The following is an 18,230-nucleotide window of genomic DNA, read 5'->3' as shown; positions in this document are numbered from 1 at the left end:
TTCACAACACTTCAATCTCAACTATCTATATTGTTAATCAACTTATATGTTAATTTCTTCTTCGTCCGTATGCGAAACCTTTCGGGATTCGATGAAGCAAGTGGAGATTTTTCCTTGCAGCAACTGGTCAAATTTAATCGGCTTGGGTATACCTCATTTGACATTATAATTTCTATTTTCGTTCATAAATATACCTGTGACGTTTTGGTTTGACTGGTTTGATGGGCAGAGAAAAATGATTAACATCGAAGAGAAAAACGCCGGCATAGTCGTATGATACTGCGTCCCGAAACCTTTCGGGATTCGATGAAGTAAGCGGCGATTTTTCCTTGCAAAATTGGTTAAAATCAAGCATTGTGGGTGTAATTTACTAAAGATCAGAAATTTAAATAATGTCCTTTTTTTTAATTGATAAAATCGATGGAGATAATTTGTTCTTTGAAGGACAGACAGCGGTTCATTTGAACAGGAGTCTTCGAAAAAAAATAGGTGATGAAATAATTGCCACTGATGGGAAGGGTAATATATTCAAAGGCTTGATTACAGAAATAAAAAAGGATTTGGTAGTGGCGGAAATAGTATCCGGATCAGAGGTAGTACAGGATATGAAAATTTCCGTCGCTTGTTCCCTGTTGAAAAAAGATAGTCGGTTTGAAAATTTTGTTGAAAAAGCCACTGAGTTGGGTATTGATACAATCGTACCTCTGGTCTGTAAACATTCGATCAAGCATACAATAAAGAATGATCGATTGGAAAAGATTATAATTTCAGCAGCCCAACAATCTATGAATGCCAATCACCCGAAAATATTGGAAGTACACTCGTTTATAGACTTTATATCCAATCCCCCGGAAAAGTACGATGAAAAATATATTGGGTATGCTCCGGACCGGAGAATAAACAAAAGTTTGGAGGAATTGTATAACGGAGGGAGTTCTGTTTGCGTTATAATAGGTCCTGAAGGTGATTTTTCGCAAGAGGAGTTAAAACTCGCTATTGAAACCGGTTGGATACCTGTAAGCATTGGCGAACAGAGACTTCGGACAGAAACAGCGGCTATGATGGCCGTTCAGATATTAAAGACTACCTTTAGGATTAAATCTAGGTTGAAATGAAATATATATATTCATTACTGGTAATATTGTTTGTGAGTGGCGCTACACAAGCGCAAAAGATTCAAATTGGGTTATTGAAATATAATGGTGGTGGTGATTGGTACTCAAATCCGACTGCTCTTCCCAATTTGATTAGTTTTTGTAACCGGCAATTGGGAACCTCCCTGCAAAGAGATTATGCAACCGTAGAGGTGGGAAGTCCGGAATTATTTAACCTGCCTTTTGTCCACATGACTGGTCATGGAAATGTGGTTTTTTCTGATGCAGAAGCTGAAAATCTAAGGATGTATTTAATAGGCGGAGGCTTTCTTCATATAGATGATAATTATGGAATGGATCCATATGTGCGTGTAGCAATGAAAAAAGTTTTTCCTGAATTAGAATTTATCGAATTACCTTTCGATCATCCTATCTACCACCAGAAATTTTCATTCCCCAATGGATTGCCCAAAATTCACGAGCATGATAATAAGCCAGCCCAGGGTTTTGGGTTAATTTACGAAGGTGAATTAGTATGTTTTTACAGTTATGAATCCGATTTAGGAGATGGTTGGGAAGATGAATCGGTTCACAATGATCCGCCGGAAAAAAGATTGGAATCCCTTAGGATGGGCGCAAATATTTTGCAGTATTCATTTGTGGGAAAAGCGGTAAATTAGATGTACTACCTAATTTGTAAGTCATTACATATAATCGGTGTAGTTAGTTGGTTTGCAGGACTTTTTTACCTGGTAAGGTTGTTTGTTTATTATCGTGAATCACTGGATCGCAGGGAAGAGGAAAGGAGTATTTTGACCGTTCAGTTATCTGAAATGATTAATAGGTTATTTCGAATAATTACTACACCTGCCATGATTTTAACTGTTATTGCCGGTAGTATTATGTTGATCCTTCAGCCTGTTCTATTGCAGGCCCCGTGGATGCACGCAAAGTTGGGCCTGGTTTTGATCCTGTTGATTTATCACTATTATTGTTATAGAATTATTAAAACGATCGAGAAGAGAGGTGTTTTGTGGAAATCGTTTCAATTTAGATTGTTTAATGAAATTGCAACCCTGCTTCTTGTGGCCATTGTTTTTTTGGTGGTGATGAAAAATGCATTTAATGCTCTTTATGGAATTTTAGGTTTTTTTCTTTTCGGAGTCATTATATTTATTGCGGCAAAAATGTATAAAAAACGCAGGGAATCAAAAATAAATCAAAACTAAATGCAATTTGTCTTTCCATTATTTCTTGTCGCCCTTGCAACGATTATAATTCCGGTTATAATACATTTGTTTTATTTTCAGCGGTACAGAACAGAGTATTTTTCGAATGTCCGATTCTTAAAAAACCTTAAAGAAGAAAAACAAACTCGTTCCCGACTGAGAAATCTACTGGTCCTATTGTCGAGGATCTTTTTTATTACTTTTTTGGTATTGGCTTTCGCCCAACCGTTTATCATGGATGACGAAAGTGCTTCGGGTGATAAACCTGAATATATTTCAATATTTATAGACAATTCATACAGTATGAGTGCTTTAAGTAGCGAGACTCCCCTGTTTCAGGTGGCAGTGAACAAAGCCAGGGACATAATTAATTCATACGATGCCGGGACCAATTTCCAGATTATTAGTAATGATTTGACTCCGGGCTCTACCCAACTCCTTTCCAAAGAACTGGCACTAGACAGACTTGACAATATTTCACTATCCCACATCCCTTCTGATTTTGAGCGGATTTACCGGTTTATTTTGAGGACTACAGAAGAAAAGGGAGTACGTGCAAATTCATATTGGCTTTCGGATTTTCAGAGGAATTCTATTGAAAACCCGATTGATGTCGACAGTAGTCTGGTCATTTTTCCCATTCCTGTTACAGCTGTAGAGACGAGGAATATTTCGATAGACAGCTGTTGGTTTGAATCCCCGGTTCCGGAGGCCAATGTTGAGAATCAATTGTATATAAAACTTACCAATTATGGAGTGACAGACCAGGATACGAAAATAGTTTTGAGAGAAGGTGGTAATGTAAACCCGGTGGGTTCTGTGTTTATTGAATCAGGGGCAACAATAGTGGATACAATTGGTATAAATATTTCACGAACTGAAGTACGCGATATCGTTATTGAAATTACCGATAACCCGGTTGTTTTTGACAATAGTTATTTTATGAGCCTTGACGCCAGAAATACTTTGAGGTTGCTGATGATTAGTGAAGACTCCTCCAATCCTTACCTGTCTTCAGCTCTGAATAATAACCCGACCGTGGAAAAAGATTATGTTTCAATTGACCGGATTGTATATTCTGATTTTGATAATAAAGATTTGATTGTGCTTGACGAATTGCCCTCTTTCAATTCGGGGCTAATATCTAATTTAAGTAGATATCTTGAACAAGGTGGTAATATTATGGTTTTTCCGGGAAGGAACTCGGATATATCTACATACAATGCTTTATTTAATGCTATAGGGGCAGTTCGAATGGGTGGATGGATAGAACAAGAAATGGAGTCATTGGGAATAAATTACCAGGATTTCATTTTTAGTGATGTGTTTTCCGATAGAGAAAAAAACATGGCCTTACCGGGTGTTAATGGGTATTATTCCATCCAAACAGGTGTGCAAACACCATTAATTCCTTTACTTACTTTGCGGAACGGGGAGCCTCTGATTAGTAAAATGAATGCTAAAAACGGGTTTTTGTATTTCTCATCAGCCCCTCTCGACAGGGAATGGAGTAATGTAGGAACCCATGCAGATATCTTTATTCCAATGATTTACCGAATGGCTCTTTCCAAATCGAGAAAGAAGAAACTATCCTATTTCCTGGGGGGGAATACCCCTGTAACTCTGTCTGTGGAGAGGGAATTAACCGAAGAATCAATAGAAGTTACTTCGGGGGAAAATGGGTTTATTCCCGCTTACACACAAAACGGGGAGTTATTAGAAATCCAACTGTATGACCAGATCGAAGAAGCAGGGTTTTATGATGTTCGAGAAAAGGAACAGATAATTGGCTCTTTTGCTATGAATTATTCTAGAAATGAGAGTGATATTTCTACCTTTGATGCAGATGAACTCCGGGATAAAATTGCCGGTAGCATAGTATGGGTATCAGGAGAACAAAGTGCCTCGATACAACAATTTATTCAGGAATACGATCGGGGCAAAGTTTTATGGAAATGGTGTCTTATATTTGCCTTAATATTTTTAGTCGTAGAAAGCTTACTTCTTCGATTCTTGAAAAATTAATGGTATTTAATGCGAATTCTTTTTAAAAACGTTGAATTGTGTTTTCCGGGATCAGGTCTTCATGGTCAAAAGACTGATATCTATCTTGAATACGGAACAGTAAAGGAAATTGGGCAGGGGATTAAAGAAGTCCCAAGGACAAAAATCCTCCAGGGTGGAGTGCTTGCTCCGGGTTTTGTGGATTTAGGTGCTTTTACGGGGGAACCCGGATTTGAACACAAAGAAACCCTCAGAACCTTTTCCCGCTCTGCAAGAATGGGGGGGTATACTCATGTTTTTGTATTGCCTAATGTCGATCCGGTAACCGATGACCGGTCAGCAGCGAATTATTTAAAGGACGATACCGGGAGTATTTCTATTCAGCCATTAGGTGCCATTACGCGTGATATAAACGGTGAAGAACTTGCAGATATTTACGATATGCATTCATCCGGAGTCAGGGCTTTTACGGATGGGTTTTGTCCGATTCAGAGTATTGGAATGATGAAGCGTGCACTGGAATATGTAAAGGCATTTGATGGTGTGGTTATGAATCAACCCTATGAACATTCTCTTGAGCCGGAAGGAAAAATTCACGAGAGCGAGATAAGTACGGAAATGGGGTTGAAAGGAATTCCTGTTTTAGCGGAGACTACCATGCTAAAAAGAGATATTGATTTACTCGAATATACGGGGTCAAAGCTAATTAGTCATGGGATCTCCTCAGAACAAAGTGTGGTATTAATCCAAAAGGCCAGGAAAAAAGGGATTCAAATTTTTGCTACAGCTCCTTTTTTTAATCTGGTACATAATTCAAAGGATCTGCAAACCTTTAATACGAATTATCTGGTCAATCCGCCTTTGAGGGGTGAAGAAGATAGAAAGGCGCTACTTAAAGGATTGAAAGAAGGAGTCTTGGACTGTATCGTTTCCGGACATTTACCTGTTGAAGATGACTATAAAAAAGTGGAATTTGGTGAAGCCGAAATGGGTATATCTTCTCTTCCTTTTGTTTTTCCGGTTTTGTACGATCGATTACATAAGTCGTTGAGTTTGGATGATCTTGTCAGATTATTATCGATTGGGCCCCGAAAGATTCTTGGGATGGAGCCTGTTGATATACACCAGGGAAGTGGTGTCGATTTTGTGTGGATAGATCCTTCGTTAAAAACACAGTACAATGAAAAAAATTACCCGGGTAAATCCAGGAATAATCCGTTTTTGGACAAAGAGTGGAAAGGGAAGATTCTTGGAGTCTTTAGAAAAGACCAATATGATCTATACGAATAAGTAGAATTGGACACCATTTTTTATTGGATTGGGATAATATCTGAATTGTATTATTCCAAGGTTTTTGATTCAAAAATGCGATATTACAAACAGTGGTCTTATTTTTGTTGTATTAACCCGAAGCTTGTTTACATTTCTGTAATGGAGGGGATATGAAATTGAATCTATTGAAACCCATAGAAGAAATGTAAAAAGCGCTAATCAAATAGTATGTAACAAATGGATAATAAAGCAATAAATTTTGGCCTAATAGCTGGTGGTTCGGTTGTCATTATAATGTTTGTATTGGATTTGATAAATAACCGGATGCTAATTTCGACCGGGATGAGTTATTTCCCGACGCTCGTATTGATCATTGCTATGTTCCTTTCGGTACGGGAAGCAAAAAAATCCACCGATTATCTTCCGTTTTCCGAAGCCTTCAAACAGTCTTTTCTGCCATTTATAATTGGGAACGCTATTTACATGATATTCAATTATTTATTGTACAATTTTATAGACCCGGAACTGGCAGACCTTGCGAAGGAAAAGGCATTGGAGATTTTTGACAGCGGCGTTTTTAATAATTTTGTGGACGAAGAACAGAGGGAATTAATGATAGAATCCATTCAAGAGAATTCATTTCAATCCACTTTGGGACAAACATTCCTGGGTTATTTGTTTAGCCTGGTTATTCCCGGGGCAATTGTGTCTCTTGTACTGGCAGCAATTTATCGGACAAGAAGTACGCAATGAGTAAGTCACACATCGATTGGGAATATGATTTGTCGGTAGTTGTTCCTCTTCTCAATGAAGAAGAATCACTTGCTGAATTAGAACGGTGGATTCATTCAGTTGCTGTAACGGAAGGGTATGAATACGAAATTATTTTTGTTGACGATGGTAGTACTGATCGATCGTGGGAAGTAATAAAAGAACTAATTGAAAAGAATGCAAATGTCAAAGGGATACGTTTCCGGAGAAACTACGGAAAATCCGCTGCATTGAACACTGCATTTGATGTCTCGAAAGGGAGAGTAGTGGTTACTATGGACGCAGACTTACAGGATAATCCCGAAGAAATACCTGAAATGTACAATATGATTGTCGAGGATGGCTTTGACCTGGTCTCGGGATGGAAGAAAAAGAGGTATGATAATAAATGGACAAAAAACCTTCCTTCCAAATTATTTAACTGGGCAGCCAGAAAGATGTCGGGAATTTTTTTACATGATTTTAATTGTGGATTAAAAGCATACCGGAAAAATGTGGTTCATTCTATTGAGGTGTATGGTGAAATGCACCGCTATATCCCCATTATTGCGAAATGGGGAGGATTTCAAAAGATCGGGGAAAAAGTAGTTCAACATCAGCAGCGGAAATATGGAAAATCCAAATTCGGAATGTCTCGCTTTGTCAATGGCTTTTTGGATTTATTGTCGATTTTCTTTATGGGGAAATTTGGGAAAAGACCCATGCATTTTTTTGGGTTACTGGGTACATGTATAATTTTTGTAGGGGTTTTATCTGCATTATATATAGGAATAAGCAAATGGATTTCTATTCAAAAAGGCATTCCTGCTCCACTTGTGGCAAATAATCCTTTCTTTTTTATTTCACTTGTAAGTATTATTTTAGGTACACAACTATTTTTAGCGGGCTTTTTGGGAGAGTTAATTACGAGAAATGCTTCGGAAAGAAATACATATCAATTGGAAGAGTTAGCAGGATTTGGATCAGTGGAAAGTGGTTCAACTTTGGAAACACTTGGTAATACGGGGAAAATGTTGATTCCGAAGCGGAAATAATCATTTTCTCATTTCCATATTTTGAAGTTACAACGTACACATTAATGGAAAACAAGGCATTAATAGAAGATAGAATACGGTGGTCTGCCCGTGTCAAAATGGACATGCTTGAAGACCCGGCTATAGTAAATCATTTACAACAGGCCGCAGAATGGGCTGTAAGGTGTTACAGGGAAAATGGAAAAATTCTTTTTTGCGGAAACGGCGGAAGTGCTGCTGATGCCCAGCATATAGCAGCTGAATTATCCGGTCGATTTCTGTTCGACCGACCGCCATTATTCGCCGAAGCTCTACATGTGAATACTTCGTTTGTGACTGCAGTTTCTAATGACTATTCATATGACCGGGTATTTTCCCGTATGGTAAATGCTATGGGACGACCGGGTGATTTATTATTTGCTCTTTCTACCTCCGGAAATTCAAAAAGTATTATTGAAGCTGCTCGTACTGCCCGTTCCGGACAAATGAAAGTTATTGGTTTGACGGGAAGGGATGGCGGAGAATTGGGAAGTATAGTAGATATTGAGTTGCGAATTCCATCGGAGGATACTGCGCGGATTCAGGAATGTCATATTTTGTTAGGACATATTCTATGTGAAATTATTGAAATGGAAATGTTTGGAAATTGAAAAAAATCCAGGTTACACGAGATTGGGTGTTATTTTTAGATCGGGATGGAGTCATTAATGAGCGTATTCCCGGTGAATATATTACCGATTTTAACCAATTTAGGTTTCTCGATGGGGTTTTGGAGTTTTTGGAAAAAGCATCGGGTATTTTTAAGTATATAATCTTAGTTACTAATCAGCAGGGTATTGGAAAGGGGATTATGACGGAGTCGGAATTAGATCTGTTGCACGAATGTATGATTCGGGAAGTCCGAAGGTGTCGGGGTAAAATTGATGCAATTTATTATTGTGGTGATAAAAGCACCCAGTCTAATAATAGCAGGAAGCCCAAGACCGATATGGCATATTGGGCTAGAGAAGATTTTCCTGATATCGATTTTATGAAGTCTATTATGGTGGGAGACAGTATTACGGATATGGATTTTGGAAAACGCCTTGAGATGCAGACGGTATTAGTAGGAGAGTGCCTCGGATATACTGACCAGGATGTATTGGTAGATTATGTGTTGGAAGGCCTTCCTGATCTGCTGTCTGTACTGGAGTGTGAAAAGTGATGAGTGACAAACTATATTTAACGTGAGCTTGGCACATAATTGATGTTGTCAATTTTTTTGAAAGAAAATCAACGCCAGCATCAATTATTTCACATGTTTTCCTCTCTGGCTTGACACCCAGAGGTAATTCTATTTTCGCTCCTTGTTCCAACTCTAAAGCTAAAGCACACGGACAGAGCTCTTATTTTCTCTGTCGAACTCACGTTTATTTAATAAATTTTTTTTCGAAAGAAGGGATTGTTGTTACCAGAGTAATGGGTACCAGACTTACAATGTGTGTAATCATTTGGAGACTGAGGCCTGTTTTTTTCCTGAGTCTTTACGTAGATGCGGCAAATTCGACAATCCACCCTTTCCAAGCCCTTTACACTTATCAATCCTTCAATTTCCCTAATTGGGAGATCTTCCCTATTTCGTTCAGCAAATTGCAGGACGGTGTAGTGGAATGATAAATTGTATTCAAAAAAGGTTAGATTTTTCGATACCAATTTTATACGTTGCTAGTTCGTATTGGTTGAGCAGTTCATTTATAGCCTTCCTGTCCAATGGGTTTTTTATGTTCTCATCAGCATCAAACATCAGAGAATGCAATTGGCCTTCAATATCGTTTTTCTTTGATTCTCTGAAGTCGTAATGTTGCAGAAATGATGCCAGCATTTTTATAAGCCGAAGAGTGATGACAATATCGTGTTTGGCATATTGACGTATTGCGCCTAATGTAATGTGTAAAACCTGGCTAACAGGAATAGGGGTAATAAAGACCAGGGGTGATTTTTCACTGTCGGGATTATAGGATGTAAAAGGCTTCTTTTCAATCTCGAGGGCCAACAGGTCACTGAGATAATCAATGGCGTTGAGGGCTGTGCCAGGGTCATTGATACCAGGAGACATAGCTTTCAGGATTACTTCTGTCATTTGTTTTATACCATTGAGTGGTTGTCCGTCAAACCATTCTTGTTCTGAAACTGTAAATGTATTCACGATTTTGTCACGGACTTCATCTGCTGGCATGGGGTGAACTTGAATCACCGGCGAATGTCTGTGAACAAACAGGCCAACCGGCACATTGATATATACCCTGATTTGATGTTCTCGGGCAATAGCGTTGAGGCTTTCAAAATCGACGCTTTGTAAATATCCTGACTTTTTTATATTGAGTGATTTCCACTTGGCATTGGAGGAAGCTGGTAGCTCATTGGCAAAATCATCCGCTTTTTCTTGTTTGCTATACTGTGCTTTAGTGTTTTTATATAGTTTGTATAGAATGTTGCTAATTTGGATATTGGTAGAAATTGTATTGATAAAGTATATAAAAAAAATAAGGCTAAGAATGCCAAGTACTATTGCTATTAATACAGCTGTGCCGGGTACATCGTAATTACCGGTATCCGGTAGTATATTGATCATAATTAAAATACTGTAAAGAATGGTTCCCAGGTAAAAGCCAAGCACTATTTGGTGTTGCCTATTGGAAATCAGTTCGGGTAATAGCCGTTGGGTAAAATTATTCGCTGCCTGGTTGAGAACAATCATAACCATTGAAAAGCTGAATACCATAAGTGACATTACACCTGCTATCAAAGTCGTAAGAATACCACGGGCTGTATCTGAATTGTCAATTACAATAAAGGAAAAATGGTCCGTTATAAATTGGGATATCCCGAAACTTTCTGCTACTAGCATACCTATGGCCAACAGCGTAAGCAGAAAAGCAATTAGGGATGGGTAAAAAGCAATGCTTTTGGTAACCCTTAAATAGTATTTTTTTTAAAAATTCTTTATACGTATGATCATAAAATAAAATGAATTAGATTTCATTAAAGCTAATGAAAACCTTGTAAAATACTTCAAAGACGATAAGGTTTGAAGGTTTTAAAGCACATGGCTACAATGCAGTGACAAAGAAAATTAAATGACATAAATGACAGGAGTATAGAAAGACCGGCTTTTTATTTTATGTAAAATCGTTATTGATTTAAAAAATTAATCATTCATACACAAAAAAAAGCCATTCTACAAATTGCAGAATGGCTCTTCTCTTTTTATAGAGTTTTGGTTTGTTATAAACCAGCTACATGTTTCATTAATTTACTCTTCAGGTTCGCAGCTTTATTCTTGTGGATACGGTTGTTTTTTGCAAGTTTATCAATTTTGCTAACTACTTTGGGAAGAAACTTTTCTGCTTCTTCTTTATCCGTTATCTCCCTGAGATTTTTTATAGCCGTTCTCGAAGACTTTCTATAATATTTGTTTAAGGTCCGCTTTTTTGCCGAACTTCTTATTCTTTTCTTTGATGATTTATGGTTTGCCATAATTTCTATTCATTTTACATTAAAATGACGCATAGTATGAAAGCTATACGCCAAATGGACGACAAAGATAGGCTTAATTTTTGTAACTACATAAATTTTTTGCAAATAATTACAAGTCCTTTTCCGGGATCTCATTATTTAGTTGTGGGTTCAATGTGTCGTGCCCGTCTGAATAACTTTTATCTATTGATTTTTTCTTGTGTTCCTATATACAATTGTAAATTGGTAGGGAAGGCGGGAATAGGAAATTTAAAATTTATATGAAGCAAAAAGAAGTGGGTATGGTCATAATGATCGCCTTTATTGTAACGGTAATGGGTTGTGAAAAGGATATTCCTGGCAGCGTTTCTGATAAAGACAGGGCGGAATCACACCTGGATACGTTGGGTTTTAGGTTATTGTATACCGAACAATTGGTTCATTGTATGTTAATAAATGATACTGAGCTTCAAAGGGATAGTTTTTTGGTTGAAACCGACACCCAATTGGAAGCAAATTTTCCTGGGAATTCCTGTATTGATTATTGGCCTGATATTCATTTTCAGGACAGTGTCGTTATCGGGTATAAGACCATGGTCGGGGGATCCGGTACAGACATTGAACGGCTCGTGGTATACAATCGGTCTACCAATTCAGTAACCTATTCGATTACGGCATTTACCAATGATACGGCTTTATTAAGTACTAAGTTAAATTGGATTACATTACCAAAATATGATTTTGATTCTGTGGTATATAAACTTAAGATAATGGGAAATTAACTATTGGAAAAATGGGAAAATTCCCATCAATGCATTCTATAGCCCTTTAGAATTCGGTTCTTTTACCCAAAACTATTGTGTACAACCACAAGCTGAAAATCAAAATAAAAGTGTTAAAATGATTTAAATCGCTTATTTTGAGTAAAAAAAGTATCTCTTTGTATAATAAGGGCGGATTTAGACGTTCTAATGCCTGAAATGTGCATGGAATGGGAGTTTTTTAATAAAAATTGCTGAAAAATTTTGATTTACAAATTACTTCCTGCTAAATTTACCGCGCAAATTTTTATTTTTTATTTAAAAATTTTAATATGAACAAAGGAGAATTGATCGACAGCATTGCAAAGTTGTCAGGTTTGACAAAGGCAGATGCAACTAAAGCTTTGGATGCAACTCTGGAATCAGTTACTAGTGAACTGAAGAAAGGAGAAAAAGTTACATTGCCTGGATTTGGTACTTTCTCTACTTCTGAAAGATCTGCTCGAACCGGTAGAAATCCTCAGACTGGAAAAGAAATCAAAATTGCAGCAAAAACTGTTGCTAAATTTAAAGCTGGAAAAAATCTGGCTGATGCAGTAAACTAGAATTTTATCAATAGAAATATTGAAAAGAAATGCAGGACAATTCTCTCGGGAATTGTCCTTTTTTTATGCCCGATATTGAACGTTATTCCCACATAATTCCTTTAGCTTTGCAGGATTCTTTATACGAGATCAGTTGATTGGTCACTTCCAAAATATCTTTTATGAAATTCGAAACAAAAGTAATCCACGCAGGTATTAGTCCTGATCCATCCACAGGGGCTATAATGACTCCAATTTTTCAAACTTCGACTTTCGTGCAGGCTAGTCCCGGCGTCCATCAGGGGTACGAATATGCCCGGACCCAAAATCCTACCAGAACCGTATTACAAAATAACCTGGCGGCCCTGGAAAACGGAACCCATGGAGTTGCGTTTTCCAGTGGATTGGCAGCTATGGATGCCATTTTAAGAATGTTGAAACCAGGAGATCACATTATTTCTACGAATGATTTGTATGGTGGTTCTTACCGGTTGATGACGCAGGTATATAAGGATTATGGCATAGAGGCTACGTATATTGATATGTCTGACCCCGATAGTTTGAAAGATGCTATTAAAGAAAATACCCGGTTAATCTGGATTGAAACACCAACAAATCCCTTATTACAGGTTTTCGATATCAAGGCACTTTGCTCCGTTGCAGATGAAAAGAATATAAGAACATGTGTGGATAATACCTTTGCCACACCGTATTTGCAAAATCCATTAGATTTGGGGGCCTCTATGGTTTTACATTCTGCTACGAAATACATCGGCGGCCATTCGGATCTTGTCCTCGGTGCTGTTGTGACGCGGGATGAAGAAATAGCAGAGAAGCTCGCATTTATACAGAATTCAGTGGGAGCCGTACCCGGTCCCCAGGACTGCTTTTTAGCTCTTAGGGGGATTAAAACCCTTGCGATTCGAGTAGAACGGGCGTGTGAAAATGCAGCAAAAATAGCCGATTTTTTAACGGGACACCCTAAAGTCGGAAAAGTTTTTTATCCGGGCTTAAAGTCTCATCCAGGCCATGCATTGGCCAAAGATCAAATGAAAATGTTTGGTGCTATGATTTCTTTTTCAACGGTAAATGATGATATGGATGTGGCCAGGAAGATACTCGAAAATACCCGGTATTTTAGTTTGGCGGAGTCATTAGGTGGGGTAGAATCACTTATCGGCCATCCTGCTTCCATGACCCATGCCTCCATTCCTCGGGAAGAAAGGGTGGCAGTGGGGTTGCTCGATTCCACCATTCGTTTAAGTGTAGGAATAGAAAATGTAGATGATCTTATCGAAGACCTAAAGACGGCTATGGAAAAGTAGTTCTTCCTTTCCGGGAATGCCGATACATTCAACTGGGTGTTCAATAAGTGGCAATATAAAAAGTTTGAATAAAACACATGTGTTTAGTATTTCCAAATCTTATTTGGATTTTATCCGGCAATGGACAATTAGGTACCCGGTACTTATTTCAAATTGATGATTGGACACAGCATAAACTTGGATAGCACCCTATGATCAATTTGGTATAATATGAAATTTCCTTATGGACGCGATCTGGGGGATGACGAACCGAAGTTCGAATTTGTATGGTGTCCTTTCATACCAGGGACATTTCTGACCCGGGTAGGTTTTTCCTGATTATTGCCTTTCCAGGGCTTCCCTTGCGTGTCTCATTCCGTCTTTTAGCTTTTGATTTTGGGTAGTCACTAGATCTTTTATTAAAAAGACAGGTCTTTTAAAAAAGGGAAGTTTTTCTTCATATATCCAATCCCAATGTGTTGTCCGGCCATCTCCGTGGGGGTGAAGCTGATGTTCCAGTACGATAACTTTTACCATGTTCATAGCCAATTCCAGGCGTTGGATAATGAGGTGGTCTTCTATTTTTATATTGGATATACGTCCCAGGAGCTTATCATCTTTGCTTTTCCATTCACAGTAAGAGCCGGGAAGGCCGGGTTCGCCGCCTTCATATATTTTCGGGTGTTCTTCTGATATTATCCAGGGGTTCCATATCGCCTGATTTTCCAGGTTGGCAATAAATGCTGCCAGGCTATCCGGTCGGGTTTTGACAAAGGCAGAGCTGATAATTTTTCTTTTTTGCGGGCTGATAATACACAATATAATATAGAGAAGAAAAATAAAAAAGATGGTTGTTAAGACGGACATAGTTTACTAATTGAATGCTCAAATGTAGCAATTTAGCCAAATTCGGGTTTGATTATCCGGGAATATGATTTTTTTTGCGGTTTGGGCCGGTTATTATTATTCATTTTCCGATAGAAACTATATTTTTATCCCGCTTTGATCGAAAAGTTGCGAAAATAGCTATTTTCTGGACCGGGATCAATAGAAGAATTATATGTTTTTACTTTATTAATATCGGTTAAAATAAGTTTAAAAACCACATTTCGCCGAAACTTTCGTTATTGTACAAAGTCATAATGGTGAATTTAAATACTAAATAGATGAAAAAAATAATAACCAGTTTTATCCTCGGAGTTGTTATCCTGATGGGATTTGCTCAGGACGCTAATTCCCAAAGTGTAGCAATAATTAATATTGCTGATATATTGGAAAATATGGAGGATTATAAAAATGCCCAGGCCAAGTTGGATAAAATGGCAGAACAATGGCAACAGGAAATCAATGCTGAATTCGAAGAGATCGAAATGATGTATAACAAGTACAACGCCGAACAGGTGTTATTGAGCGATGCCGAAAAAAAGGAACGGGAAGAGACTATTATCAATCGTGAAAAGGAAGTCCGGGAGAAGCAAAAAATGAGGTTTGGCCCGGAAGGTGAATTATTCAGTAAAAGGCAACAATTGGTAGAACCGATCCAGGATAAAGTCTACAACGCTGTGCAGGAATATGCAGAACTGCATAATGTGGATATCATACTCGATAAAAGTAGTTCTGCAGGGTTGATATTCTCGAATGATGAATACGACAAGACAGAAGATATCAAGAAGATGTTAGATATTAGATAAGATTATTGTAATTTTGCGCATATTTTAAATAAATTAAAACTTTGAAGATGAAAAAATTGTTCAAATATTTTTTTGCAGTTGCTTTATTAGCATCGGTATTTCAGGTAGCTAATGCCCAGCAAAAATTCGCCTATGTGAATTCGCAGGCGATCCTGGAGAATTTACCGGAAGTGAAAGCAGCAGATGCTGAAATACAAACACTGCAGGAACAACTACAGAAAAAAGCACAGGAAAAGGTTCAGGCTTTTCGAACAAAAATGATGGAATTACAGCAACAGCGGGATGCCGGGGAATTATCTCCCAAGCAGTTGGAAGAGGAGAGTCAAAAACTCCAGGCTGATGAGACTGAATTGCAGCAATTCCAGGGACAAATGCAGACGCAGATAATGCAAAAGCAACAATCATTGTTACAACCTATTCAAGAAAAAATACAAAAGGCCATAGATGATGTTGCTGTAGAAGATGGGTATACATTTGTTTTTGACTTGAGCACAGGGGTATTGATGTATGCTGATGAATCCACTAATATCACGGAGAAAGTGAAAGCCAAACTTTCTAGCACCGGAGAATAACATATATTATTCCCGTTTACAGATTTCGTTTGTTGTCATTTTACAACAAGAAGTATTAAAAATTTGGTAGAAAGAAATCTTTGGACGGAAATTAAAAAAGGTCGATTAGTAATTACACTGATCGACCTTTTTTTTATGTTGGCATGAAATTTTATTGTGAATCCGCCTCTTCTTTGACGAGTAACTGAAACCCGTTTCCATGGATATTGACAATTTCTATGTCGGAATCCCTTTTAAGATATTTTCTCAACTTGGTAACAAAAACGTCCATACTTCTCGCAGTGAAATAGTTGTCTTCTCCCCAAATTTTGGTCAACGCTTCTGAGCGTGTCAAAACATTATTTTTGTGAATACAGAATAGTCTCAACAATTGTGCTTCTTTAGGAGAAAGTTTACTTTCGTCTGAATCAGCTCCGTCATTGTATTCCAGGGTTCGCAGTGGAAAATTAAAAGAAAACTTGCCAAAATCAAATTCGGTTTTGTCTTCTTCTTCCTCCATGCCGTTTTGACTTCTCTTTAATATGGCTTGTACCCTGAGTAGTAATTCTTCGGAATTAAAAGGCTTGCTGATATAGTCATCTGCACCGATTTTTAATCCTTCTACGATATCCTGATTCAGGGATTTAGCGGTAAGAAATATAATAGGTGTTTTTTTATCCTCCGTTCTTATTTCTTTTGCCAGTGTAAATCCGTCTTTTTTCGGCATCATCACGTCAAAAATGCAGAGGTCGTAATTTCCGCTGTCAAATGCATCCTTCCCGGCTTCGCCATCACTTCGCAGTGTGATGTCAAAGTCATGCATTTCAAGATATGATTTTAATACGTCTCCAAAGTTTTGATCGTCTTCTACTAATAATATGCTCGGCTTTACTTCATTCATAGGATTGATTTATTGAATTCGATATATAAACGATTTAACAGATTTAAAATTTTATGTAGTTAATTATTTTTTAAAGAAAAATTATTTTCAAATGGAAAATATAAAGTAAATTCACTCCCTTTTCCCAAAGCACTTTTGACAGAGATATCCCCTTTATGGGCATCGGTAATTGCTTTTACATAGCTAAGTCCTAGTCCAAATCCCTTTACATCATGCACATTACCGGTAGGAACCCTGTAAAATTTTTCAAAAATGTGGTGAACCTGTTCCTTGGACATTCCGATACCATTATCCTTGATGGTAATGTAAATCCCGTTGTTGTCGCTTCGTGAACTAATTTCTATATAGGGGGATTGTTCGGTATATTTATTAGCATTGTCCAATAAGTTGTGGATAATATTACTTATATGGTTTTCATCTGCCAACAGGATATGTCGGGTAGCATTGAGTGAAAGTTTTACTTTTCCCTCTCTTTGATTAATTTGAAGTTCTGTATGTTTTTTAGCTTGTCTTAATAATTGGTGCATATCGACTTCTGAAACTGACATTTTAAAGGACTTATTGTCCAGCAGGGCCATTTGAAGTACTTTTTCTACCTGCATCAACATTCTTTTATTCTCTTCTCTGATAATTTTGGCAAACCTGTTAATTTTCTCCGGACTTTTCTGAATAGCAGGACTTTGCATAGAATCTACTGCGAGGGAAATAGTAGCAATAGGTGTTTTGAATTCATGGGTCATATTGTTGATGAAGTCGGTTTTCATCTCCGAAAGGTGTTTTTGACGGAAAATGGTAATGACCGTATACAGGAATGAGAATAATGTAATTGCTATAAAAAGAACAGATAGAATTATATTAGAAATGATCCTTTTTAAAATAAATCTGCTCCGGGTTGGAAATTCTATAATCAGTTTACCCAGTGCGCCAGAACTCGTACGGAATAGGTCGGATGCATAAGGTGAATCCAGTAATCTCAAATTATATTCCGTCAATGTGGCTTCAGCATCCAGGTCCGGAAATACTATAAAATTACCATCCATAATAACAAAGTTGCTTTCCCTGTTGGAAAAGACACCGTAATGATAATCCGTTTTAATACCGCGTTTCCTCAAGTGATGTTTGATACTGTTGTCCAGGTTTTCCAGGTCTATAAGGTCAGTAATAGGCCTATTTTCCAGGTTGCTATTGACGGTCCTTTCCAAAACCTGTTTTTCCAGGAGTGCCCGAAGCTGGCGAAAGGAAATATTTTGATCAGATATATTATCCAGTTCAGTAGTGCTAAGGATTGATTCCAGGTTCTCTATATGTAGGGTACTGTCAGCGTCAATAACGCCCCGTAATTCTTCGGGGATCATATCAAATCCACCCTCTCTGTTCTCTATTTCATTAATGACATTATTCAGTGCAGAATAAACCTCTGTGTCGAATTGGTCTTCAACTACTTTGATATTTTCCCGAATCCAGTTAACCTGCATCCAGACGATTCCGGCAATGGCTACGACCATCAATCCAACTACCCACCAAATCCACTTTATATTTTTGACCATCTAAATTATGCCA

20 protein-coding genes are annotated in these 18,230 nt (G+C 37.7%); 15 read left to right on the top strand and 5 right to left on the bottom strand.

The window, feature by feature from the left end; all coding sequences use genetic code 11:
- From LVD47_RS22670 to LVD47_RS22625, 10 genes are all read left to right on the top strand, one after another.
- Positions 1–213: hypothetical protein (locus tag LVD47_RS22670; protein WP_236980901.1), on the top strand; the 213-nt coding region annotated here is incomplete at its 5' end.
- Positions 214–392: 179 nt separating this feature from the next.
- On the top strand, positions 393–1,115 hold the full coding sequence (locus LVD47_RS22665; protein WP_236980899.1) for an RsmE family RNA methyltransferase: 723 nt from the start codon (positions 393–395) through the stop codon (positions 1,113–1,115).
- A complete protein-coding gene (locus tag LVD47_RS22660; RefSeq protein ID WP_236980897.1) occupies positions 1,112–1,774 on the top strand; it encodes a DUF4159 domain-containing protein in 663 nt (220 codons plus the stop codon). Before LVD47_RS22665 ends, LVD47_RS22660 begins: the two co-directional genes overlap by 4 nt.
- Positions 1,775–2,323, top strand: a complete 549-nt coding sequence (gene hemJ / locus LVD47_RS22655; RefSeq protein WP_236980895.1) for a protoporphyrinogen oxidase HemJ — start codon at positions 1,775–1,777, stop codon at positions 2,321–2,323. It begins immediately after the preceding gene.
- Positions 2,324–4,348 (top strand): BatA domain-containing protein, encoded by a 2,025-nt coding sequence (locus LVD47_RS22650; RefSeq protein WP_236980894.1) that lies wholly within the window; start codon positions 2,324–2,326, stop codon positions 4,346–4,348.
- A gap of 9 nt (positions 4,349–4,357) precedes the next feature.
- Positions 4,358–5,617, top strand: a complete 1,260-nt coding sequence (locus LVD47_RS22645; protein WP_236980893.1) for a dihydroorotase — start codon at positions 4,358–4,360, stop codon at positions 5,615–5,617.
- A gap of 219 nt (positions 5,618–5,836) precedes the next feature.
- A complete protein-coding gene (locus tag LVD47_RS22640; protein WP_236980892.1) occupies positions 5,837–6,352 on the top strand; it encodes a DUF4199 domain-containing protein in 516 nt (171 codons plus the stop codon).
- Positions 6,349–7,404, top strand: a complete 1,056-nt coding sequence (locus LVD47_RS22635) for a glycosyltransferase family 2 protein (RefSeq protein ID WP_236980891.1) — start codon at positions 6,349–6,351, stop codon at positions 7,402–7,404. The genes LVD47_RS22640 and LVD47_RS22635 overlap by 4 nt, the downstream gene beginning before the upstream one ends.
- 44 nt (positions 7,405–7,448) lie before the next feature.
- Positions 7,449–8,033, top strand: coding sequence for a D-sedoheptulose-7-phosphate isomerase (locus LVD47_RS22630; RefSeq protein WP_236980890.1), 585 nt, complete (start codon positions 7,449–7,451; stop codon positions 8,031–8,033).
- Entirely contained in the window at positions 8,030–8,587 is a 558-nt protein-coding gene (locus tag LVD47_RS22625; protein ID WP_236980889.1) for a D-glycero-alpha-D-manno-heptose-1,7-bisphosphate 7-phosphatase, read from the top strand. Before LVD47_RS22630 ends, LVD47_RS22625 begins: the two co-directional genes overlap by 4 nt.
- 459 nt (positions 8,588–9,046) lie before the next feature.
- Here LVD47_RS22625 and LVD47_RS22620 read toward each other — a convergent pair whose 3' ends face one another.
- Together LVD47_RS22620 and rpsT are read right to left on the bottom strand one after the other, a co-directional pair.
- Complete coding sequence (locus LVD47_RS22620) at positions 9,047–10,324, bottom strand: DUF2254 domain-containing protein (protein ID WP_369427832.1); 1,278 nt, start codon at positions 10,322–10,324, stop codon at positions 9,047–9,049.
- A 323-nt stretch (positions 10,325–10,647) separates the two neighbouring features.
- A complete protein-coding gene (gene rpsT, locus LVD47_RS22615; RefSeq protein ID WP_236980886.1) occupies positions 10,648–10,899 on the bottom strand; it encodes a 30S ribosomal protein S20 in 252 nt (83 codons plus the stop codon).
- Positions 10,900–11,159: 260 nt separating this feature from the next.
- On the opposite strand from rpsT, the gene LVD47_RS22610 reads away from it, so the two are divergent.
- From LVD47_RS22610 to LVD47_RS22600, 3 genes are all read left to right on the top strand, one after another.
- Entirely contained in the window at positions 11,160–11,660 is a 501-nt protein-coding gene (locus LVD47_RS22610; protein WP_236980884.1) for a hypothetical protein, read from the top strand.
- A 311-nt stretch (positions 11,661–11,971) separates the two neighbouring features.
- Entirely contained in the window at positions 11,972–12,244 is a 273-nt protein-coding gene (locus tag LVD47_RS22605; RefSeq protein WP_236980882.1) for an HU family DNA-binding protein, read from the top strand.
- Positions 12,245–12,405: 161 nt separating this feature from the next.
- Positions 12,406–13,548 (top strand): cystathionine gamma-synthase, encoded by a 1,143-nt coding sequence (locus LVD47_RS22600; protein ID WP_236980880.1) that lies wholly within the window; start codon positions 12,406–12,408, stop codon positions 13,546–13,548.
- Between the two features lie 318 nt (positions 13,549–13,866).
- Here the strand turns inward: LVD47_RS22600 and LVD47_RS22595 are convergent, their stop codons facing one another.
- Entirely contained in the window at positions 13,867–14,394 is a 528-nt protein-coding gene (locus LVD47_RS22595) for an SRPBCC family protein (protein ID WP_236980878.1), read from the bottom strand.
- A gap of 299 nt (positions 14,395–14,693) precedes the next feature.
- Here LVD47_RS22595 and LVD47_RS22590 point away from each other — a divergent pair, with 299 nt between their 5' ends.
- Positions 14,694–15,218 (top strand): OmpH/Skp family outer membrane protein, encoded by a 525-nt coding sequence (locus LVD47_RS22590; RefSeq protein WP_236980876.1) that lies wholly within the window; start codon positions 14,694–14,696, stop codon positions 15,216–15,218.
- A gap of 47 nt (positions 15,219–15,265) precedes the next feature.
- Positions 15,266–15,790, top strand: a complete 525-nt coding sequence (locus LVD47_RS22585) for an OmpH/Skp family outer membrane protein (protein WP_236980874.1) — start codon at positions 15,266–15,268, stop codon at positions 15,788–15,790.
- Between the two features lie 151 nt (positions 15,791–15,941).
- On the opposite strand, the gene LVD47_RS22580 is transcribed toward LVD47_RS22585, so the two are convergent.
- Positions 15,942–16,670, bottom strand: a complete 729-nt coding sequence (locus LVD47_RS22580; RefSeq protein ID WP_236980873.1) for a response regulator transcription factor — start codon at positions 16,668–16,670, stop codon at positions 15,942–15,944.
- A 59-nt stretch (positions 16,671–16,729) separates the two neighbouring features.
- Entirely contained in the window at positions 16,730–18,217 is a 1,488-nt protein-coding gene (locus LVD47_RS22575; RefSeq protein ID WP_236980871.1) for a sensor histidine kinase, read from the bottom strand.
- Positions 18,218–18,230: the final 13 nt, after the last annotated feature.

The organism is Membranihabitans maritimus (genome assembly GCF_021729145.1).
GTDB lineage: Bacteria > Bacteroidota > Bacteroidia > Chitinophagales > Saprospiraceae > Membranihabitans > Membranihabitans maritimus.
Note: the sequence above shows the minus strand (reverse complement) of the source record. Positions and strands in the feature narration are given on the sequence as shown.